Annotated in this window: 21 protein-coding genes; 18 read left to right on the top strand and 3 right to left on the bottom strand. The window is 63.7% G+C overall.

All coding sequences use genetic code 11. The features are described 5' to 3' along the window. Positions 1-75 precede the first annotated feature (75 nt). On the bottom strand, positions 76-3,252 hold the full coding sequence (locus ACSQ20_RS13900; RefSeq protein ID WP_436020868.1) for an Rne/Rng family ribonuclease: 3,177 nt from the start codon (positions 3,250-3,252) through the stop codon (positions 76-78). Positions 3,253-3,962: 710 nt separating this feature from the next. Between ACSQ20_RS13900 and ACSQ20_RS13895 the strand changes: the two genes are divergently transcribed. The 4 genes from ACSQ20_RS13895 to ACSQ20_RS13880 all read left to right on the top strand — a co-directional run bounded on the left by ACSQ20_RS13895 (position 3,963) and on the right by ACSQ20_RS13880 (position 7,135). After that, a complete protein-coding gene (locus ACSQ20_RS13895; RefSeq protein WP_436020866.1) occupies positions 3,963-4,988 on the top strand; it encodes an RluA family pseudouridine synthase in 1,026 nt (341 codons plus the stop codon). Next, positions 4,969-5,628, top strand: a complete 660-nt coding sequence (locus ACSQ20_RS13890; protein ID WP_436020864.1) for an HAD-IIIA family hydrolase — start codon at positions 4,969-4,971, stop codon at positions 5,626-5,628. Before ACSQ20_RS13895 ends, ACSQ20_RS13890 begins: the two co-directional genes overlap by 20 nt. Next, on the top strand, positions 5,628-6,017 hold the full coding sequence (locus ACSQ20_RS13885) for a Rieske (2Fe-2S) protein (protein ID WP_436023101.1): 390 nt from the start codon (positions 5,628-5,630) through the stop codon (positions 6,015-6,017). The genes ACSQ20_RS13890 and ACSQ20_RS13885 overlap by 1 nt, the downstream gene beginning before the upstream one ends. A 101-nt stretch (positions 6,018-6,118) precedes the next feature. Beyond that, a complete protein-coding gene (locus tag ACSQ20_RS13880; RefSeq protein ID WP_436020862.1) occupies positions 6,119-7,135 on the top strand; it encodes a S49 family peptidase in 1,017 nt (338 codons plus the stop codon). A gap of 30 nt (positions 7,136-7,165) precedes the next feature. Here ACSQ20_RS13880 and ACSQ20_RS13875 read toward each other — a convergent pair whose 3' ends face one another. Next, positions 7,166-7,888 carry an SAM-dependent methyltransferase gene (locus tag ACSQ20_RS13875; RefSeq protein WP_436020860.1) on the bottom strand — a complete coding sequence of 241 codons (723 nt, stop codon included), beginning with the start codon at positions 7,886-7,888 and terminating at the stop codon, positions 7,166-7,168. After that, entirely contained in the window at positions 7,885-8,511 is a 627-nt protein-coding gene (locus ACSQ20_RS13870; RefSeq protein WP_436020858.1) for a Maf-like protein, read from the bottom strand. The genes ACSQ20_RS13875 and ACSQ20_RS13870 overlap by 4 nt, the downstream gene beginning before the upstream one ends. 154 nt (positions 8,512-8,665) lie before the next feature. On the opposite strand from ACSQ20_RS13870, the gene ACSQ20_RS13865 reads away from it, so the two are divergent. The 14 genes from ACSQ20_RS13865 to ACSQ20_RS13800 all read left to right on the top strand — a co-directional run bounded on the left by ACSQ20_RS13865 (position 8,666) and on the right by ACSQ20_RS13800 (position 20,679). Beyond that, positions 8,666-9,361 carry a DUF177 domain-containing protein gene (locus ACSQ20_RS13865; protein ID WP_436020856.1) on the top strand — a complete coding sequence of 232 codons (696 nt, stop codon included), beginning with the start codon at positions 8,666-8,668 and terminating at the stop codon, positions 9,359-9,361. Positions 9,362-9,464: 103 nt separating this feature from the next. After that, a complete protein-coding gene (gene rpmF, locus ACSQ20_RS13860; RefSeq protein WP_074263835.1) occupies positions 9,465-9,644 on the top strand; it encodes a 50S ribosomal protein L32 in 180 nt (59 codons plus the stop codon). 132 nt (positions 9,645-9,776) lie between these two features. Next, a complete protein-coding gene (plsX, locus tag ACSQ20_RS13855; RefSeq protein ID WP_436020854.1) occupies positions 9,777-10,880 on the top strand; it encodes a phosphate acyltransferase PlsX in 1,104 nt (367 codons plus the stop codon). Continuing rightward, positions 10,880-11,869 carry a beta-ketoacyl-ACP synthase III gene (locus ACSQ20_RS13850; protein WP_436020852.1) on the top strand — a complete coding sequence of 330 codons (990 nt, stop codon included), beginning with the start codon at positions 10,880-10,882 and terminating at the stop codon, positions 11,867-11,869. The genes plsX and ACSQ20_RS13850 overlap by 1 nt, the downstream gene beginning before the upstream one ends. A gap of 122 nt (positions 11,870-11,991) precedes the next feature. Continuing rightward, complete coding sequence (gene fabD, locus ACSQ20_RS13845; protein ID WP_436020850.1) at positions 11,992-12,930, top strand: ACP S-malonyltransferase; 939 nt, start codon at positions 11,992-11,994, stop codon at positions 12,928-12,930. Positions 12,931-13,039: 109 nt separating this feature from the next. Continuing rightward, entirely contained in the window at positions 13,040-13,789 is a 750-nt protein-coding gene (gene fabG / locus ACSQ20_RS13840; protein WP_436020848.1) for a 3-oxoacyl-ACP reductase FabG, read from the top strand. Positions 13,790-14,109: 320 nt separating this feature from the next. After that, entirely contained in the window at positions 14,110-14,349 is a 240-nt protein-coding gene (acpP, locus tag ACSQ20_RS13835) for an acyl carrier protein (RefSeq protein ID WP_004197638.1), read from the top strand. Positions 14,350-14,507: 158 nt separating this feature from the next. After that, a complete protein-coding gene (fabF, locus tag ACSQ20_RS13830) occupies positions 14,508-15,746 on the top strand; it encodes a beta-ketoacyl-ACP synthase II (protein WP_436020843.1) in 1,239 nt (412 codons plus the stop codon). A 5-nt stretch (positions 15,747-15,751) separates the two neighbouring features. After that, positions 15,752-16,219, top strand: coding sequence for a hypothetical protein (locus ACSQ20_RS13825; RefSeq protein WP_436020841.1), 468 nt, complete (start codon positions 15,752-15,754; stop codon positions 16,217-16,219). Between the two features lie 108 nt (positions 16,220-16,327). Beyond that, positions 16,328-16,927 carry an RNA polymerase sigma factor RpoE gene (gene rpoE, locus ACSQ20_RS13820; RefSeq protein ID WP_436020839.1) on the top strand — a complete coding sequence of 200 codons (600 nt, stop codon included), beginning with the start codon at positions 16,328-16,330 and terminating at the stop codon, positions 16,925-16,927. Between the two features lie 140 nt (positions 16,928-17,067). After that, complete coding sequence (locus tag ACSQ20_RS13815; protein WP_436023099.1) at positions 17,068-17,703, top strand: sigma-E factor negative regulatory protein; 636 nt, start codon at positions 17,068-17,070, stop codon at positions 17,701-17,703. A gap of 4 nt (positions 17,704-17,707) precedes the next feature. Next, positions 17,708-18,772 (top strand): MucB/RseB C-terminal domain-containing protein, encoded by a 1,065-nt coding sequence (locus ACSQ20_RS13810; RefSeq protein WP_436020837.1) that lies wholly within the window; start codon positions 17,708-17,710, stop codon positions 18,770-18,772. Positions 18,773-18,799: 27 nt separating this feature from the next. Beyond that, complete coding sequence (locus tag ACSQ20_RS13805; RefSeq protein WP_436020835.1) at positions 18,800-20,341, top strand: DegQ family serine endoprotease; 1,542 nt, start codon at positions 18,800-18,802, stop codon at positions 20,339-20,341. Beyond that, positions 20,338-20,679 carry a glutaredoxin family protein gene (locus ACSQ20_RS13800; protein WP_436020833.1) on the top strand — a complete coding sequence of 114 codons (342 nt, stop codon included), beginning with the start codon at positions 20,338-20,340 and terminating at the stop codon, positions 20,677-20,679. The genes ACSQ20_RS13805 and ACSQ20_RS13800 overlap by 4 nt, the downstream gene beginning before the upstream one ends. Position 20,680 lies beyond the last annotated feature (1 nt).

The following is a 20,680-nucleotide window of genomic DNA, read 5'->3' as shown; positions in this document are numbered from 1 at the left end:
CCGTGCCGGCAATAAAAAGCCCGCCTCCGAGGGGAGGCGGGCTTTGAGAGAGAGAAGCGTGCTACTGCGGCTGGGTCAGTCGGCTTTGCGCGTCTCCACTTGCTGCATCGGCGCGGCATCCGCGGGCGGCAGCGGTTTGCGCTCGCGCACCACACGCTGTTGCGGCGCGGCCTGCGCGGCCGCTTCTTGCGCGGTGCGCAGCTTTTCGGCGTCGGTATTGACCCAGACCAGCCCGGCCGATTCGAGCATCGGCTGCAAGTCGGCGGTCGAAAGGCCGTTTGCGCGCTTGGCGGGGGCGGCGGACGGCGCCGTCGTTTCCGCGCCGACAGGCGTCGCAGGCACATGTGCTTGCTCGACGTGGGCCGACTCGGCTACCGGTGCGGCTTGCACAGCTTGCGCGGGTTGTACCGGTTGCTCTGGCGGCTCGGTCGGGGACGCTTGTTGAACGACCGGCTCGGTGGCGACGGGTTCGGCGGCCGGCGCGAATTCGCTCACAGTCAACTCGGCAGGTGCAGCTGCAGGTGCAGCTGCAGGTGCAGCTGCCGGCGCGGCGGCCGGGTGCTCGAGCGCCGTCTGCATTGCGGCCGGCAGCGGCTCCGCGTGGGGGGCGAGCTCAGGCGCGGGCCGCGATGCAGCGGGCTCGACGGGCGGCGCGCCTGCTGTCAGCGCGGCCACGGTGGGCGCCGGTTCCCGCGCTTGGGCGGCCGCTGGCATCTCGGCTTCGGGCAAAGGCGCTGTTACAGGCGCCTGAGTCGCGACCGGTGTAACGGTTGCGACCGGCGCTGCCTCGGCTGCTTCGCTCGGCGCGACGGAGCGCTCGGCTTGCGTTGCGGCTTGCACCGGCTGACCTGGCTGCACTGGCGCCGCTTGCGGGGCCACTTCGGCAACCGCGCCTTCCGCTTCGGCTACGTCCGCAGCATGCGTGACATTGACGCCGTCTTCTTCACGCTCGCGACGACCGCCGCGGCGGCCACGCCGGCGACGACGACGCTCTTCTCCATCCCGTGCCGTGGTTTCCTGATCGGGGCCCGTCGTCGCGCCCGGCGCTGCCATAGCGGCGGCTGCGGCCGTCTCGGTATCGAGAATGGCGGCTTCTGGACGGTTCACCGTTTCTGGTGCGATGTCGGTCAGCGGCTTGCGACGTTCGCCGCGTTCAGGGCGCTCGCCTCGTTCGCGACGCTCGCCGCGGGCCGTCGCACCGCCCGTTTCGGCGACGCGCTCGCCGCGCTCCTGCATGCGCTCGCGTCCCTCGCGCGGCTCGCGTGCTTCACGTGGTTCACGCGGCTCCCGTCCCTCGCGCGTTTCGCGACCGCCGCGTGCTTCGCGAGGCTCGCGCGATGGCTGCTCGTCGCGCCGCTGCGAGGGCTGCTGGCCCTGGCGTGCGCCGGCGCCTTCGCCACGCGCGGCGCCTTCGCGGCTGGCCGCGCCGCCGCGCCGATTGCGGTTGCGCGACTGTTCACCGCCGCGCTCGCGTGCCGGCTTCGCCGGTTGCACCGGTTCGGGCGCGACGACCGGGGTGGCCGGTTGGCCACCAAAAAGACCCTTGAGCCAGCCGATGAACCCACCCCCTGTGCGGGCCGGAGCAGCGACTGTCGCAGCCGCTTGCGGGGCGGACGGTGCGCTCGGTGCTGGTTTCTCGGGCGTGATGCCTTTGACGGCGGCTTCCTGCTTCGGCTTCGTCTCTTCCGGGCGCTTGCTGTAGCCCGTTTCCGACTCGAGTTCGTGGGCCGCTTCTTCCGCCATCTTCCATGACGCGCGCGGATCATCGAGGCGCGCGTCGTCGTGACGCAGGCGCTCGAGCTTGTAATGCGGCGTGTCGAGGTGCTTGTTCGGGATCAGGACGACATTGACCTTGAAGCGCGATTCGATCTTGTTGATTTCCTGACGCTTTTCGTTGAGCAGGAAGGCCGTGACTTCGACCGGCACCTGGCAATGAATTGCCGCGGTGTTTTCCTTCATCGCCTCTTCCTGAATGATCCGCAGCACTTGCAAGGCGGACGATTCAGTATCGCGGATGTGGCCCGTGCCGTTGCAGCGCGGACACGTGACGTGGCTGCCTTCGGAGAGCGCCGGGCGCAGCCGCTGGCGCGACAGTTCCATCAGGCCGAAGCGCGAGATCTTGCCCATCTGCACGCGGGCGCGATCGTGCTTGAGCGCATCTTTGAGGCGCTGCTCGACTTCGCGCTGGCTCTTGGCCGATTCCATATCGATGAAGTCGATGACGATCAGGCCGCCCAGATCGCGCAAGCGCAATTGGCGGGCGACTTCGTCGGCGGCTTCAAGGTTCGTGCGCGTGGCCGTTTCTTCGATATCGGCACCCTTGGTGGCGCGCGCCGAATTGACGTCGATGGCGACGAGCGCCTCGGTGTGATCGATCACGATCGCGCCGCCGGAAGGCAGCGGCACCGTACGCGAGTAGGCCGTTTCGATCTGATGCTCGATCTGAAAGCGGGAAAAGAGCGGCACGTCGTCGTGGTAGCGCTTCACCTTGCCGACGTTGTCCGGCATGACGATGTCCATGAAGGCGCGTGCCTGGTCATGGATTTCGGTCGTGTCGATCAGGATTTCGCCGATATCGGGCTGGAAGTAATCGCGAATGGCGCGAATCACGAGGCTCGATTCGAGATAGATCAGCATCGGCTGACCCGGCTGGCCGCTTTGCGAGGCGGCCTCGATCGCGCGCCATAACTGCATCAGGTAGTTCAGGTCCCACTGCAGTTCTTCGGCGCTGCGGCCGATGCCGGCCGTGCGCGCGATGATGCTCATGCCATCCGGCAGCTCCAGCTGCCCCATCGTTTCGCGCAGTTCCTGCCGGTCGTCGCCCTCGATCCGACGCGACACGCCGCCGCCACGCGGGTTGTTCGGCATCAGGACGAGGTAGCGGCCGGCGAGCGAAATGAAGGTCGTGAGCGCGGCGCCCTTGTTGCCGCGTTCTTCCTTCTCGACCTGCACGATGATCTCCTGACCCTCGCGCAGCGCGTCCTGAATGCGCGCGGAGCGCATGTCGACGCCATCACGGAAATACTGGCGGGCGACTTCCTTGAACGGCAAAAAGCCGTGCCGGTCCTCACCGTAGTTGACAAAGCAGGCTTCGAGCGACGGCTCGATGCGCGTGACGATGCCCTTGTAGATATTGCCTTTGCGCTGTTCGCGCCCGGCGGTTTCGATATCGATATCGATGAGTTTTTGCCCATCGACGATGGCGACGCGCAGTTCTTCCTGCTGCGTCGCATTGAACAGCATGCGTTTCATTGAACGGCTCCAGAGCGGCTTGGCCGACGTGCACGACCGGCTAGAGCAGCCTAGGCCGTACGCGTTGGGGCGCGCCGCGTCTTCGTTTTGTTGTCACAAACACGCTGGAGCGGGAACGATGGCGGGGAGAATTGCCTTGAAGGGGCTCGCTGCAAATCGGATGGACTCGCGAGCCGCCGGGCGCATGCGAACACGGCTTCAAATAACGGCGTCGCACAGGGCGCGCTTCGCGTCGCCGCACTTCGAAAACCACGGCTCGCATCGTGCGGTGCACGCTTGCCGGCCGGGGCAAAGCCGCATCGTCTACGACGCGGCGCGAAGCCCGTAAGACGCTCGACAGCCACGCGGGGTGTCTCGCCAATTTTGACGTCGCCTCAAACGCCGCTTAACGCGGGACGCTCAGGGCGCTCGCCGTAGTTTTCGCAATCCGGGAGCTAAAGTGACGCTCGAGCTCGCCAGATGAATTCTTTTTTACCAACATTCCGTTACCGTCGGGATCGGTTGCGACCGAACGCGCCTGTGGGCGCCGTCCTTGCCGCGACGGATTCCGTGCGTGCAACTCGTTGCTACTCTTGACAGGGCGAGCAACCGACCCTTGGGTACAGCCAAGCAAGTAAAATAGAAACTGCTCGCTTCGCCCCTCACATCCTGCCGGATTCGCCGGCCAATACGCCGGCAGCCGCAAGCTGCTGGGGCAAATTATATTCAGAATGAATGAGTTAGGCAAAATATCCCAGAAATCGGTCGCAGCCGACCAAGTGTCGATGATACAGGTTGACGACGGTGTCGCTGGACAGCGCATTGACAATTTTTTGTTGCGTGTCTGTAAAGGTGTGCCCAAAAGCCATATTTATCGAATTTTGCGCAGCGGGGAAGTGCGGGTCAACAAAGGGCGCGTCGACGCGAAATATCGGCTCGTGACCGGCGACATCGTGCGGGTGCCGCCAATACGTACCGCGCAAAGCGGGCAGAGTGAGCCGGCTATGGCCGCCCCGCCCGCCGACTTTCGGGTGATTTTCGAGGATGAATACCTGCTCGTGATCGACAAGCCTGCGGGCGTGGCCGTGCACGGCGGCAGCGGCATCGCGTTCGGGGTGATCGAGCAGATGCGCGAAGCACGCCCGCTCGGCAAGTTCCTCGAGCTCGTGCATCGGCTCGATCGCGAGACGTCGGGTGTCCTGATGCTGGCCAAAAAGCGTGCAGCGCTCGTCGGCCTGCACGAGCAGATTCGCGAAAACCGGATGGACAAGCGCTATTACGCTTGCGCGCACGGCGAATGGGCGGGTGACTGGGGGCGTCGCCGCGCCGTAAAGGCGGCGCTCACGAAATATCTGACCGCGGACGGCGAGCGCCGTGTGCGCATCGACCCGGAAGGCCTCGCGTCGCACACGGTGTTCAACCTCGTCGAGCGCTGGCCGCATTACGCGCTGATCGAGGCCGAGCTCAAGACCGGACGCACGCACCAGATCCGCGTGCATCTGGCGCATCTTGGGTTGCCGATCGTCGGCGATGCCAAATATGGCGATTTCGCGCTCAACAAGGCGTTGGCTCGGGCCAATTCGCGACCAAGCATCAAGCGTATGTTCCTGCATGCGTACCGGCTGAGCCTGGTCCACCCGGTCACCGGCGAGCCGCTGACTTTCGAGGCGCCCCTACCGGACGAGTGCCGGCGTTTTATCGACCAGTTAAACGAATTGACGAACGAGGCGCAAGCCGATGGCCCAGCAGCAATTTGACCTGATCGTCTTCGATTGGGACGGCACATTGATGGATTCGACCCGGCACATCACGCGCAGCATTCAGTCGGCGTGCCGCGACCTGGGCCTGCCGGTGCCGACCGACGAGGCCGCCAGCTACGTGATTGGCCTCGGTCTGCGCGACGCGCTGCAGATTGCCGCCCCGACGCTCGATCCGAGCGACTATCCGCGCCTCGCCGAGCGCTATCGCTTCCATTTCTTGCTCAAAGACGCGCAAATCGAACTGTTCGATGGCGTACGCGAAATGCTCGCCGAGCTGCGCGAGCTTGGCTACTTGCTGGCGGTGGCGACCGGCAAGAGCCGGGTCGGGCTGAACCGGGCGCTCGACGTGGCGGGCCTTGGGAGCGTGTTCGCCGGCACGCGCTGTGCGGACGAGACGTTTTCCAAGCCTCATCCGGCCATGCTGCATGAGTTGACACGCGAATTGGGGCAGGATCTGATGCGCACAGTGATGATCGGCGATACGACGCATGATCTGCAAATGGCGCAAAACGCGGGTGCTGCTGGCGTGGCCGTGAGCTACGGCGCGCATGCGGCCGGGGCGTTGAGCGCACTCGAGCCCTGTTTCGTCGCGGACAGCGTCGGCACACTTGCCGGTTGGCTCAGGCAGCACGCATGATGAGCGGCGAACGAGAGGCGGTGCGCGTGTGCGCATCGGATGCGCTGATCGACGGCGGGCCGGGCGTACGGATCGCGGCCCGCTATGCCGATCAGGACGTCGTTGTCTTCTTCGTGCGCTATGACGGCGGCGTGCATGGGTACCTGAACCGTTGTGCCCACGTACCGATGGAGCTTGATTGGATGGAGGGCCAGTTCTTCGATTCATCAGGCTTATACTTGATGTGCGCGACGCATGGCGCGATCTACGCGCCTGACACCGGGCACTGCGTGGGCGGCCCGTGCCGTGGCGCACGCTTGCGGCCGGTTGGCGTCGAAGAGCGCGATACGCCCGAGGGCCGCGCCGTTTTCTGGCTGCCTGACGATATCTTGCGCCCCGCCGGCGTCTGAATTACAAATGCGCGTTGCTCACGGGTCGCCTGCTGCGGCGAAGCTCTTTGCTTTGGCTTTTAGCCGCTTCCACTTCTTGTTAATCGTTTGACCATTGATGCATGGCCGATAACCCTACCCCTGAATCCGGCGAGCGCGCCGAACTCCACCCGCCGTCAACCACGTCCGCCGCTTTGAGCAGCCGCGAGCCCAATTGGGAGCGCGCCGTTCTCGAACGGGTGGCGCTCGCCGCCGTCAAGGAGCAGCGTGCCGCGCGTCGGTGGAAGATCTTCTTTCGACTGGCGTTTTTAGCGGTACTGCTGTTCATCGCTTTCCAACTGATGGACGTCTCGGGCGACAAAGTGGCCGTGACGGGCCGGCATACGGCGCTCGTCACCATCGACGGCGAAATTGCCTCGGACACCAGCGCGAACGCGGACGATGTCGGCACGGCATTGCGTCGCGCCTTCGCGGACACCGATACTGCCGGTGTCGTGCTGCAAATCAATAGCCCGGGCGGCAGCCCGGTGCAGGCGGGCATGATCTATCGCGAGATTCACCGTTTGCGGGCGAAGTATCCGTCGACGCCGCTTTACGTCGTCGTGGGCGACATCTGCGCGTCGGGCGGCTACTACATTGCCGCGGCGGGCGACAAGATCTATGTCGACCGCGGGAGCATCGTTGGCTCGATTGGCGTGCTGATGGATGGTTTCGGCTTTACCGGATTGATGGATAAGTTGGGCATCCAGCGGCGCTTGCACACGTCGGGCGCGAACAAGGGCTTTTACGACCCGTTTTCGCCAGAGACACCGGCCATGAACGAGCACGCGAAGGCAATGCTCGACCAGATTCATCAGCAATTCATCGATGCCGTGCGCGAGGGGCGTGGGAAGCGGCTGCACGAGACGCCGGACGTCTTTTCCGGGCTTTTCTGGACCGGCGAAAAGAGCGTCGAACTGGGTCTTGCGGACGGCTTTGGCGACACCGGTCATGTCGCGCGCGACATCATCAAGGCGCCGCACGTCGTCGACTTCACTGTGAAAGAAAGCATTCCGGATCGTATTGCCCGTAAATTCGGCACTGCGATGGGTACGGCGGCCGTTCGCTCGATCGCGGCGGCTGGCGTGCGCCTGCATTGACGAACAGGCGTTGCCCGCTGACCTGCGCGCTCAGTTTGCCAGCATCAGAAAGATGGCGGGCCGCTTGTGCAACTCCAGGGTGGCCGTGCTTTTTTTCCAAGCCGAGATCGGCCGGCTGACGATGGTTTCCGTCTCGAGCGTGAGGTCGACGGCGACGGCGACGAGCGTCGATGGCGCGCAACCGGCCAGCAGTGCGTCGAGCAAAGCCCGATTGCGATAGGGCGTCTCGATGAAAATCTGCGTCTCGTTGGCCTGACGAGAGTGGGCTTCGAGTTCGCGCAGCTTTTTGGTGCGCTGCGCCGCGTCGACCGGCAAATAGCCGTGAAACGCGAAGTGCTGCCCGTTGAGTCCCGAGGCCATCAGCGCGAGCAAAATCGAGCTCGGCCCGACGAGCGGCACCACCTTGATGCCGCGCTCGTGCGCACGCCGCACGAGCAGTGCGCCCGGGTCGGCGACGGCCGGGCAGCCCGCTTCCGAGACGAGGCCCGCATCGCGGCCGGCCAGCACCGGGGCGAGCAGACGGTCGATTTCGCCCGCCGGCGTCTTCACGTTCAGCTCGCGAATCTCGATGTCCTGTATCGGCTGCTCGGCACCTACGCGTTTCAAGAACGCGCGCGTGGTTTTCGCGTTCTCCCCGATGTAGTAGCCAAGCGTTGCCGCGCGTGCGATCACACTCGCGGGCAGCACCGTCGCGAGCGCGGCAGCGTCGCCGTCGCCGAGTGCATTCGGGATCAGATAAAGGACGCCGCTCATTGCGCACCGCCTTTCGCGTCGATGCCAAAGAGCGGGAAACCGGCGCTCCGCAGCATTCGCGTCAACGCGATCAGCGGCAGGCCGACAAGCGCGGTGGGGTCGTCCGAATCTATCGCATCGAGCAGGGCAATGCCGGCGCCTTCCGATTTCGCGCTGCCGGCGACGTCATAGGGCATCTCGGCGCGCAAATAGGCGTCGAGCTCGGCGTCGGGCAGCTCGCGAAAGCGCACGCGCGTGACGACGTCTTCGGTCTGAGCGATGCCGCGCGCGCTGTCGAAAAGACAAAGCGCGCTATGAAATTCGACGGTGCGCCCACGCATCGCCTGCAATTGCGCGAGGGCGTTGTCGTGATTGCCCGGCTTGCCGATCTGGCGTCCGTCGAATGTTGCCACCTGGTCGGAGCCGATGACGAGCAGCGCGCCGGCACGCGTGGCGACGGCGCGGGCCTTGGCTTCGGCTAGCCGCAACGCAGTGGCGGCCGGGCTTTCGCCGGCGTGTGGCGTTTCGTCGAGCGAGGGCGCAATGACGTCGAACGGTATGCGCAGCCGTTCGAGCAGCGCGCGCCGGTAGGGCGAGCTGGAGGCGAGAATCAGGCGCGGCGGTTGGGAGGGAGTGGCGGGCATGGTCGAGGATGTGGGTCGCTGAACCGCTAAAACGAATGCGGCTTAAGTGTTTGACTCGAAACGGTAAAACGGATATAGTTGCCGACTTTTCACGGTTTGCGTGTGCCAAGCCCTGGAACACCGTGCAAGGCTGCAAGACGCGAGGAGCGGGCTCATGAGTCAAGATGTCGGTAAGCATAACGACGAGCGGCACGGTGCTGTCAGTGCCATTCGTCCTCGCGAGTTCGATGTCTTCGAGTTCGCCCGCAGTGCACGGCAGGCTGCCGGCGCGGTGCGCCTCTCGCAACTGCCGCGCATGTTAAACGAAGTGCCGGCCGACGCGCCAGAGCGCGATGCCGTCTTTACGTGGCAAGCCGAGGGCAGTACTCAGCCGGAGTTGCAAGACGACGGAAGCGAAGCCGCGCAGCCGTATTTGCGGCTGGCGGTGCATGGCACGACGTGGCTCGAGTGTCAGCGCTGTCTGACGCCGTTTGAGCAAGCGTTCGATGTCAACGCCACGTACCGGCTGGTTGCGACGGAAGAGCAAGCCGAGGCCTACCCGCTCGACGACGAAGAACTTGACGTGATCGTCGGCTCGCAACAGTTCGATCTGATCGATCTAATCGAAGAAGAACTGCTGCTCTCGCTGCCGCTCGTGCCGAAGCACGAAGTCTGTCCCCAGGTGCACGAAAGCCTGGCGTCGGGTGCGGCGGGCGAGTTGGCTGAGTCGGACGGTTCGGCTGATGACGGTGAAGCAGATGGTGAAGGTAGCGAAAGCGGCGAAAGCGATGACGCGGGCGGCAAGCCTAACCCGTTCAAGGCTCTCGAAGCGTTAAAGCGCGGCGACGGTGCAGGCGGTAAAAAGCACTGAATCGTCGCATGAGTCGTAGCGCGATGCGGCGCGCAGGCCGGATGGCCAGTGGCGTTTCGCCGGTCGGGCTGTGTTAGAATCCCGAAAATTTTTAGGAGTTACCATGGCAGTCCAACAGAACAAGAAGTCGCCGTCGAAGCGCGGCATGCACCGCTCGCACGATTTCCTGAGTGCAGCGCCGCTGGCCGTCGAGCCGAGCACCGGCGAAGTGCATTTGCGTCACCACGTCAGCCCGAATGGCTACTATCGCGGCAAGAAAGTCGTCAAGACGAAAAACGACTAATCGCATCAAGTGCGATGCTTGCTTGGCTTGGCCGTGTCTCGCATGGCCGGCGGCTTGTCTGACATTTTCCCGGCGCAACGAGAAGGCGGCATTCAACTGCCGCTTTTTTGTGCCTGAAATTCGTCGCAGTCCATGACTATAAAGCTCACGATCGATTGCATGGGTGGCGACCACGGGCCCGCCGTGACGGTGCCCGCCGCCGTCAGCTTCGTTCGCTCGCACGCGGACGCCCATCTGGTGCTCGTCGGCCTCGAAGCCCCGATTCGCGCGCAACTGAAAAAGCATAAGGCGCAAAACCTTGCTGCGCTTAGCGTGGTGGCGGCGTCAGAGGTCGTTGCGATGGACGACTCGGTGGAAGTGGCGCTGCGCAAGAAGAAAGATTCGTCGATGCGCGTGGCGCTCACGTTGGTGAAAGAGGCGCAGGCGCAAGCCTGTGTATCGGCGGGCAACACCGGCGCCTTGATGGCCGTGTCGCGTTACGTGCTCAAGACGCTGGTCGGTATCGAGCGTCCGGCCATTGCCTCGGCTCTGCCGAACCCGCACGGCTATACGATGATGCTTGACCTCGGCGCCAACGTCGATTGCGAGCCGCAGCACTTGCTTCAATTCGCCGAAATGGGGCATGCGCTGGTATCGGCGCTTGAGGGCAAGGAGCGGCCGACGATCGGCTTGCTCAATATCGGCGAAGAAGTCATCAAGGGCAACGAGACGATCAAACGCGCGGGCGAACTGCTACGCGCGAGCACGCTCAACTTTTACGGTAATGTGGAAGGCAACGACATCTACAAGGGCACGACGGACGTCATCGTCTGCGACGGTTTCGTCGGCAACGTGGCCTTGAAGACGTCGGAAGGCTTGGCGCAGATGCTCTCCGATTTCATTCGCGAAGAGTTTGGCCGCTCGCCGATCACGAAGCTGATGGCGCTCTTGGCACTGCCTGTTCTGATGCGCTTCAAAAAGCGTGTCGATCATCGGCAGTACAACGGAGCAGCGCTGCTCGGGTTGCGCGGCCTTGTCATCAAGAGTCACGGCTCCGCGGACGCTTATGGGTTTGAGTGGGCTATCAAACGCGGGTATGATGCCGTCAAAAATGGCGTCCTCGAGCGCCTTGCGCGCGCCATGGAAGAAAACGCCTACCCGCTCGAGCAAGCGGCACGCGCGGCGGGGGGCGCGGGTCACGCGAATCCGACCGGGCGTCCCGACGAGCCCTACGCTGCGGTATCCTCGAAAGCATAATGGTCCAATCGAAACTCTATTCCCGCGTGCTCGGCACAGGCGGCTACCTGCCGTCCAACCGTGTCACGAATCAAGCGCTGGCGGATCGTCTCGCGACGCGCGGCGTCGAAACGAGCGACGAATGGATCGTCGCGCGCACAGGCATTCATGCGCGTCATTTCGCGGCGCCCGACGAGTCAACGAGCGATCTGGCGCTCGCCGCATCGCAGCGGGCGATCGAGGCCGCGGGCATCGATCCTCAATCGATCGATCTGATCATTGTTGCCACGTCGACGCCTGACTTCGTCTTCCCGAGCACGGCGTGCCTGCTGCAAAGCAAGCTGCAGATCAAAAACGCAGGCGCGGCATTCGATGTGCAAGCCGTTTGCTCCGGTTTCGTCTATGCGCTTTCGATGGCCGATGCGCTGATCCGCAGCGGCCAGCATCGCACCGCGCTCGTCGTTGGCGCGGAGACCTTCTCGCGTATCCTCGATTTCGACGATCGCACGACGTGCGTGCTGTTCGGCGACGGTGCTGGCGCCATCGTGCTGTCCGCATCCGAGGAGCCGGGCGTGCTCGCGAGCGCACTGCACGCCGACGGCAACCATGCCGGCATTCTCTGCGTGCCGGGGCATGTGAACGGTGGCGTGATTGCCGGCAATGCGTTCCTTCATATGGATGGTCAAGCCGTCTTCAAGCTTGCCGTACATGTGCTCGAGAAAGTGGCCGTCGAGGCGCTCGAGAAGGCGCATCTGACATCCGGCCAGGTCGATTGGCTAATTCCGCACCAAGCCAATATCCGTATCATGACAAGCACCTGCCGCAAGCTTGGGTTGCCGCAGGAGCGCATGGTCGTGACGGTCGGTGAGCATGGCAACACGTCGGCAGCGTCCATTCCGCTTGCGCTCGATATCGCCGTGCGCGACGGGCGCATCAAGCGTGGCCAGAATGTGTTGCTCGAAGGTGTTGGCGGCGGCTTCACCTGGGGTGCGTCCGTCATTCGTTTTTGATGCGACGGTGAGCTCGGCACGGTGTGCCGGCGTGGCGGCCTGACAGGGCTGCCATCGCTGCCGCGCGCGTATTCCACGGGTTTCAGCTATTGGCTTTGGTATTTGAGCACTTTGAGGGCGATATGAAATTTGCGTTCGTTTTTCCGGGGCAGGGCTCGCAGGCGGTCGGTATGCTGAATGCGTTTGCCGATCGCGTGATCGTGCGCGAGACGCTTCAGGAAGCGTCCGACGCGCTCGGTCAAGATCTCGGCAAACTGATTGCGGAGGGCCCTGCCGACGAACTGAATCTGACGACGAACACGCAGCCCGTCATGCTGAGCGCGGCATACGCGCTCTTTCGCGCATGGCGCGAGGCGGGTGGTGCGACGCCGTCCATCGTCGCGGGCCACAGTCTCGGCGAATACACGGCGCTGGTCGCCGCCGGCGCGCTGGCCTTTCGCGACGCCGTGCCGCTCGTACGCTTTCGCGCGCAAGCGATGCAAACGGCGGTGCCGGTGGGGGTGGGCGGCATGGCGGCCATCCTGGGCCTTGACGACGACGCCGTTCGCACCGTATGCACCGAAGCGGCGCGCGAGGGCGGGGGCATTGTGGAGGCGGTAAACTTCAACGCGCCGGCGCAAGTCGTGATCGCGGGCCACAAGGCGGCCGTCGAGAAGGCATGTGAGCTTGCGAAGGCCAAAGGTGCGAAGCGCGCGTTGCCGCTGCCGGTGTCGGCGCCGTTTCACTCGTCGCTGCTCAAGCCTGCGTCGGACCGTCTGCGCGAATATCTGGCCAGCGTGGAAATCAGCGTGCCGCAAATTCCTATCGTCAACAACATCGACGTGGCTACCGCGATGGAGCCGGCCGCCATCAAAGACGCACTCGTGCGCCAGGCGGCGGGCCCGGTGCGCTGGGTCGAGTGCATCCAGGCGATTGCCAAGACGGGTGCCACGCATGTCGTCGAGTGCGGCCCGGGCAAGGTGCTTGCCGGGCTCACGAAGCGTATCGACGGCACGCTCGTCGTCGGCTCGATTACCGACCCGGCCTCGCTCGACGAAACGCTCAAGCTTCTCGCCGACTGACACCACCTCACGACGTAGCCATCGGCTTTTCGCCGATATTGAGATCATCGGCGCACCGTTGCGGCCTCGAAAGCGGGCTGGGAACGGCGGCGTATTACACGGACAGATCATGCAAAAAGCACTCGATAAACAGATTGCGCTCGTGACGGGCGCCTCGCGCGGCATCGGCCGTGCGATCGCGCTCGAGCTTGCACGGCAAGGCGCCACGGTTATCGGTACCGCAACGAGCGAGGCCGGCGCCCACGGCATCGACGAAGCGTTGGGGACGGAAGGGCTCGCGGGCCGTGGGGCCGTGCTGGATGTGCGCGATGCGGCCGCCGTCGATACCCTGATCGAAACGATAATCAAGGAATTCGGTGCGCTCAACGTGCTTGTCAACAACGCCGGCATCACGCAGGACCAGCTCGCGATGCGGATGAAGGACGACGAGTGGGATGACGTCATCGATACCAATCTCAAGGCCGTTTTCCGGCTTTCGCGCGCGGTGTTGCGCCCAATGATGAAGGCCCGTGGCGGGCGCATCATCAACATTACGTCAGTGGTGGGCTCGGCCGGCAACGCGGGCCAGGTCAACTACGCCGCAGCCAAAGCCGGCGTGGCCGGCATGACGCGCGCGCTTGCGCGGGAAATCGGCAGCCGCGGGATCACCGTCAATTGCGTCGCACCGGGCTTTATCGATACCGACATGACGAAAGCGCTCGCGCAAGAGCAGCAGGCAGCCCTCAAGACACAGATTCCGCTCGGCCGGCTCGGCAGCCCGGAAGATATTGCGCACGCGGTGGCATTTCTCGCGTCGCCCTTTGCCGGCTATGTCACGGGTACGACGTTGCACGTGAACGGCGGCATGTACATGTCGTAACCGAATTCAGGTACCATCCGCGCCTTGGTATGTTTTTCTCCGAAAAACGAGCCACTGCGTCTGCCTTACCGTTGGTACAGTGTTCGGCGCTGAGCGGCACCGATGGAGCCGCGGCTTCACCCCCGTGGCGGCGTTGCAAATCCTCGCGATGCCACCGGGCATCGCTGCGGTTTGCGCCTTTCCACGAGGGCGAATCCGCAGGCCCATCAGCGCCGCTCAGCACCGAACACCGTACTAGTCTTGCGTGCGCTTTTTTGCGGAACCAAACCTGATAAAATGCGCGCACTTGCATTTTTGAACTTCTTTCCCTCGGAGGGGTAATGGACAACATCGAACAGCGCGTCAAGAAGATCGTCGCGGAACAACTGGGCGTCGCGGAAGCCGAAATCAAAAACGAGGCCTCGTTTGTGAACGACCTCGGCGCGGACTCGCTCGACACGGTTGAACTCGTGATGGCGCTCGAAGACGAGTTCGGCATGGAAATTCCCGACGAAGAAGCCGAGAAAATCACGACGGTTCAGCAAGCCATCGATTACGCTCGCGCGAACGTCAAGGCATAAGGCCTGGCGCGCACGTCTTTTCGCGCCGGTCGCCTTCGACGCGTGTGTTCCGTTTGATGTCGACGCCAGCGCTGAATTCATAGCCACAGGGCGCACAGGGCAAGTCCCTGTGGCCGCTGTGGCTTTTGCTTTTGTCATCCTATGAAGAAGAGGTTACCGTGAGTCGTCGTCGTGTTGTTGTGACAGGCCTAGGGCTGGTATCGCCTGTCGGCAATAATGTTGCCGACGGCTGGGCCAATCTGGTGGCCGGCCAATCCGGCATCGCCAATATCACCAAATTCGATGCAACGAGCTTTTCGACGCGCTTTGCTGGCGAAGTGAAGGGCTTCAACATCGAGGACTACCTTCCGGCTAAGGAAGCACGCCATATGGATACGTTCATCCATTACGGCATGGCGGCCGGGATGCAGGCGGTGCAAGACAGCGGGCTGGTCGTCACCGAAGCCAATGCCGAGCGTATCGGCGTTATCGTCGGCTCCGGCATCGGCGGCCTGCCGCTAATCGAGACAACGCAAACCGAATTGCTCAATCGTGGCCCGCGGCGTATCTCGCCGTTTTTCGTTCCCGCGTCGATCATCAACATGATCTCCGGCCATCTTTCGATGAAGTTCGGCTTGAAAGGGCCGAATCTCGCGATCGTCACGGCATGCACGACGGGCCTGCATTGCATCGGCGAAGCCTCGCGTTTGATCGAGTACGGCGATGCGGACGTGATGGTGGCGGGCGGCGCTGAAGCGACGGTCTCGCCGCTCGGCATTGGCGGGTTTGCGGCGGCGCGTGCGCTGTCCCAGCGTAATGATGATCCGGCAACGGCGAGCCGCCCGTGGGACAAAGACCGCGACGGCTTCGTCCTGGGCGAGGGTGCTGGTGTGATGGTGCTCGAAGAGTACGAGCACGCCAAGGCGCGCGGCGCGAAGATTTATGCCGAGATCGCCGGCTATGGGATGAGCGCGGACGCCTACCATATGACGGCTCCGCTCGAAGACGGCGACGGCGCACGCCGCTGTATGCTGGCCGCATTGCGCAACGCGCACGTGAATGCTGACGAGGTGAACTACGTCAACGCGCACGGCACGTCGACGCCGCTGGGCGACCTCGCCGAGACGGTCGGCATCAAGCGGGCGCTCGGGGACCAGGCCCGGCGGCTGATCGTCAATTCGACGAAGTCGATGACAGGGCACCTGCTGGGCGGCTCGGGCGGCCTGGAATCGGTCTTCACGGTGCTTGCCGTGCATCATCAGGTTTCCCCTCCGACGATCAACATCTTCAATCAAGACGCCGAATGTGACCTCGACTACTGCGCCAACACGGCACGGGACGCGAAGATCGATGTCGCGTTGAAGAATTCGTTCGGATTCGGCGGAACCAACGGCACGCTTGTGTTCAAACGCTTCTAAAACGCTTGGTCAACGATCGTACCCCCGCTGCGGCGGCCCTCACGCTGCCGCCACTCATCGCGCTGCGGCGCTCGGTCGCGATGCGCTTGGCGATGCTCGCGTTCATCAGCATCGCAGCGTTTAACGTCTACGTTACGCTCGCGTCTCGCATCGGTGTGTCGAGCGCGTTCTCGTTCGCCGTCGCGGCGTTTGCCGCGTTGTGGCTTGCGGCGTGCGCGCACGAGCGGCGCCAGCCTGTCGCGCTGGGGCTCGATCCCGGCGGGATCGTCGCGTACGGCGCCGCGGGCGACATGCTCGTGCGCGGGTCGATCGTGAGCTGCGCGCAGTGGGCAAACAGCGTCATTGTCATTGCCGTCAAGCCGGACGGCGATAGGCGCGTCGTGCCGCTCGTCATTGCGGCCGATGCGCTCGACGCCGAGTCGTTTCGCGTACTCGCGGTAAGGGCGCGGCATGCTGCGCACCGTTATCTGTAACGGCGGTAACCGCGGTTACACAAGGCGGCGCATCGCGCAGTGATGGGGACGCTACAATAGCGCTCCTGTCATCGTACCCTGCGCCTTTCAGGCAAACGGACCCAATCAGTGAGCGAAAAAGAAATTGACCAGGTGCTGGTCGAACGCGTGCAAAAAGGTGATAAGGCTGCGTTCGAACTCCTGGTTGCCAAGTATCATCGCAAGATCATTCGGCTGATTTCACGCCTCGTGCGCGATCCGGCCGAGGTCGAGGATGTCGCTCAAGACGCATTCATCAAGGCCTACCGGGCGTTGCCGCAGTTTCGCGGCGAATCGGCTTTTTATACGTGGTTGTATCGGATTGCCGTCAACACGGCCAAGAACTATCTGGCGACCCAAAGCCGCCGCGCACCGACTTCCACCGAAGCCGATGCGGAAGAAGCGGAAACTTTCTCGGACGCCGATCAACTAAGGGATATCAACACGCCTGAGTCGATGTTGATGAGCAAGCAGATCGCCCAGACGGTCAACGCGGCAATGGCGCTGTTGCCGGAGGAACTGCGGGTGGCCATTACGCTTCGCGAAATCGAAGGCTTGAGCTACGAGGAAATCGCGGAAATGATGGGGTGCCCGATCGGCACCGTGCGCTCGCGGATTTTTCGCGCGCGTGAGGCGATTGCAACAAAATTGCGTCCATTGCTGGACACGCCCGAGGGCAAACGCTGGTAGTCGGGCGCTAACTGGTTAACTGGCCGACGGCTGCCTGATCGGACACCTGATTGGCTGGTAGGGCCCACCGCGGCAAAGGGCACGGCAAGGGTGGTGGATTACGGGGTATTTGTGAGATGGGAGCGGAGATGGGGAGCGTCATGGGGTCGGTCTCGAAGCAATCGCAGGTGTGCTCGCGAGGCGAGCGTATTTCCGCTTGTGTCGACAGTGAGTGGCGAAGCGGCGGGTCCGGGTCACCCGGAGATCTGCTTGCCGAGCTGAGCGGCGCGGAATGCGCCATGTGGTCGGAGTATCACTTGATTGGCGACGCGCTGCGTTCGGACGATCTCGCGATGCATCCTGCTGCAAGTTCGGCGTTTTTGCGCGGGTTCGCGCAACGGCTCGAAGCGGAGCCGTTCGTGCTCGCACCGAGTGCGGGCAGCCGCACGCGTGGTCTTTCGTCGCTGTTGCCGATGCGGGCCGTGCGTCGCCGCGTGCTGCCGGGCTTGGCGGTTGCCGCAGCCGCGGCTACGCTGAGTTGGATCGTCTTGCCACAACTGCAGCATATCGGTGCCCCGCGGGCGACGATGCAAGCGGCCGCTGTCATCCAGCACGGCGACGCCCCGACCCAGTCGGTCGCGATGGCCGCTCCGTTGGATGGCGCCGATGGCAACATCATCCGCGACGCTCGACTCGATCAATACCTGGAAGCGCATCAGCAGTTCGCGCAGCAACCGATGGTCCCCGGCTCGGCACCGTTTATCCGCGCTGCAGCGCTGACTGCGCAAGGTCAATAAACTGATGCCGACATTGCAGGTGAGGCGTGTCGCCGGAAGGGGGCGGTTGCCGCTTGCGCGGCTTTTGATGGCCGCGTTGCTCGTCACAGCGTCGCAAGCGCGCGCACAGCCCGCGCATTCGGAGGCGAGCGGCGCCTTATCGGCGCATGCCGCCCAAAGCGCAGCCGATTGGCTCGAACGGATTCCTCGCGCGGCGCAGCAGGAGAACTACGAAGGCGTCTTCGTATATCAACGCGGCACGTTCGTTCAGTCATCGCGCATCGCGCACTACGCGAAGCGCGGCGAGGGCGAATTCGAATCCCTCGAAAGCCTTGATGGCAAGCCTCGCAAGATGCTGCGCCACGACGACAGTCTTTACACCTTCGTCCCGGAACGGCACCTGTGCATTGTCGAAAAGCGTCAAAACCGCGACGCATTTCCGGCTTTGCTGAGCGACAGCGGCCAGCAGGTGCTTGCCGTCTATGAACCGAAGTTGCTCGGCCCCGATCGCGTGGCGGGTATCGATGCTCAGGTGATCGAGCTCGTGCCGAAAGACGCCTACCGCTTTAGCTACAAGCTCTGGGCCGATGCAAAAACTGGCCTGCTGTTGCGCACGCAGACACTCGATGCAAGCGCGCAGGTGCTCGAGCAAACGTCGTTCACGCAACTGCGCATCGGCGTGCCCGTCGATCAGGCGCCGATCGCCAACGGCATCCGCAATACGGCGGGCTGGACGCTCGTGCGCCCGCCCGTGCAACCGGTTGATATGCAAGCGCAAGGGTGGCAGTTCGCGCCCGAGATACCCGGTTTTCGCAAGATTCGCGAACTGCGCCGGCCGATGGCGGCGCGCCGCGCCGAGGACCCGCCGATTCCCGTCGATCAGGCGGTGTTTTCCGACGGGCTCGCGACGGTGTCGGTTTTCGTCGAGCCGGCCGAAAAGAATTCGCGCAAGGAAGGCGCCGGTGCAAGCGGTGCGACGCACGTGCTCGTCACGCGCCATGGCGACTACTGGATTACCTTGCTAGGGGAAGTTCCGCAAGGCACACTGCAACTCTTTGCCTCTGCCATAAAATACAAGGCTTCCAGGTAACCCGGTCACGCTTTGGTCCATCCCCTTATGACGAATTACTCGGTGCGCCACTTCCTCGCGGCCGCGGCAGTGCTCGTATGCCTGCCGTTGACGTCGGCAGCCGCTTCGCCAGCCGCCAACCTGCCTGATTTCACCGATCTCGTCGACAAGGTGGGGCCCGCTGTCGTCAATATCCGCACGACGGCGCATGTATCGAGTTCGCCGACGCAGCGCGGGCTGCCTCCTGGCGCCGACGAAGGCGACATGTCGGAGTTCTTCCGTCGCTTTTTCGGTATTCCGTTGCCGAATCCGAATACGCCGAACAACCCGAACAATCCGAATCGCCCGAATAGTCCCAACAGCCCGAACGCTCCACGGGGTGGTGACAATGGCGGCGGCCAGGACGGTCAGGACAATTCCGATTCCGAGCAGAACGCGGGCGTGGGTTCCGGCTTCGTCATTTCGGCGGACGGCTACGTGATGACGAACGCGCACGTCGTCGACGATGCCGACACCATCTATGTCACGCTGACCGACAAGCGGGAGTTCAAGGCAAAGCTGATCGGCGCTGACGACCGCACTGACGTGGCCATCGTCAAGATCAACGCCGCGAACCTGCCGACGGTGACGATCGGCGATTCGAACAAGGTCCGCGTCGGCGAATGGGTCGTGGCCATCGGCTCCCCGTTCGGGCTCGACAACACGGTGACGGCCGGCATCGTCAGCGCAAAAGGGCGCGACACGGGCGACTATCTGCCGTTCATCCAGACGGATGTCGCCGTCAACCCGGGCAATTCAGGTGGACCGCTCATCGACATGCAAGGCCGGGTCATCGGTATCAACTCGCAGATCTACAGCCGGACGGGCGGCTTCATGGGCATCTCGTTCGCCATTCCGATCGACGAAGCGATGCGCGTGGCCGAGCAGCTGAAGGCCACGGGCAAGGTGGTGCGTGGGCGCATTGCGGTCGCAATCGGCCAGGTGACCAAGGACGTGGCTGACTCGCTGGGGCTGCCCAAAGCGGGCGGTGCGCTCGTGAGCAGCGTCGAGCCGGGCGGCCCGGCAGACAAGGCGGGCATTCAACCGGGCGATATCATCTTGAAGTTCAACGGCACGCCTGTGGACGCCGAGACCGATTTGCCGCGCATGGTAGGCGACGCCAAGCCGGGAACGAAAGCCACGGTAACGATTTGGCGCAAGGGCCGCACCAGCGAGCTGCCGATCACCGTTGCACAAACGCCGACGGACAAGACGGCCAAAGCGGCCGAACGTCAGGCGCCTCGACCGAAAGCGCAGCCGCGCAACCCGCTTGGCGTGGCGGTTGGCGACCTCTCGCCGGAGCAGCTAAAAGCGTTGAAGCTGCCGCGCGGGGGCGTGGAGGTGCAGGCGGTCGAAGGGCCAGCGGCGCGCGTGGGGCTGCAAAAGGGGGACATCATTTTGCGCATCGGTGACACCGATATCGCGAGCGCGAAAGAATTTGACCAAGCGGTGGCTCATCTCGATCCGCAAAAGCCTGTCGCGGTACTCGTGCGACGCGGCGACAACACGCAGTTCGTGCCGATGCGTCCGCGCGCGGCCCCAACGAAGTGAGCGCGACGGCGCCCTCGCAAGCTGCGCGGCTTACGCCGGTGCTGATACTTTACGGGCGCGCATGGTGTCACCTGTGCGAAGACATGCTGGCCGCGCTTACGCCACTTGCTGCCGAATACGGCGCGCACATCGAGGTGATCGATGTCGATGCCGACCCGGAACTCGAGGCGCGCTACAACGAACTGGTGCCCGTATTGGTATATGAAGGCCTCGAGTTGTGCCACTACCGGCTCGACGTGGCACGCGTGCGGGCCGCGCTCGAGCCTCGCCCGTCAGCGCAATCTGAACAGCACCATCGCGCCGCCGCCGAAAGTGACGAAAAGCGGACGTCCGAATAGC

Origin of the sequence: Trinickia sp. LjRoot230, assembly GCF_964253315.1 — a bacterium.
In the GTDB taxonomy this organism is placed as follows: domain Bacteria; phylum Pseudomonadota; class Gammaproteobacteria; order Burkholderiales; family Burkholderiaceae; genus Trinickia.
The sequence above is the reverse complement of the archived record's forward strand: the minus strand, read 5'-3'. Positions and strand labels throughout refer to the sequence as shown.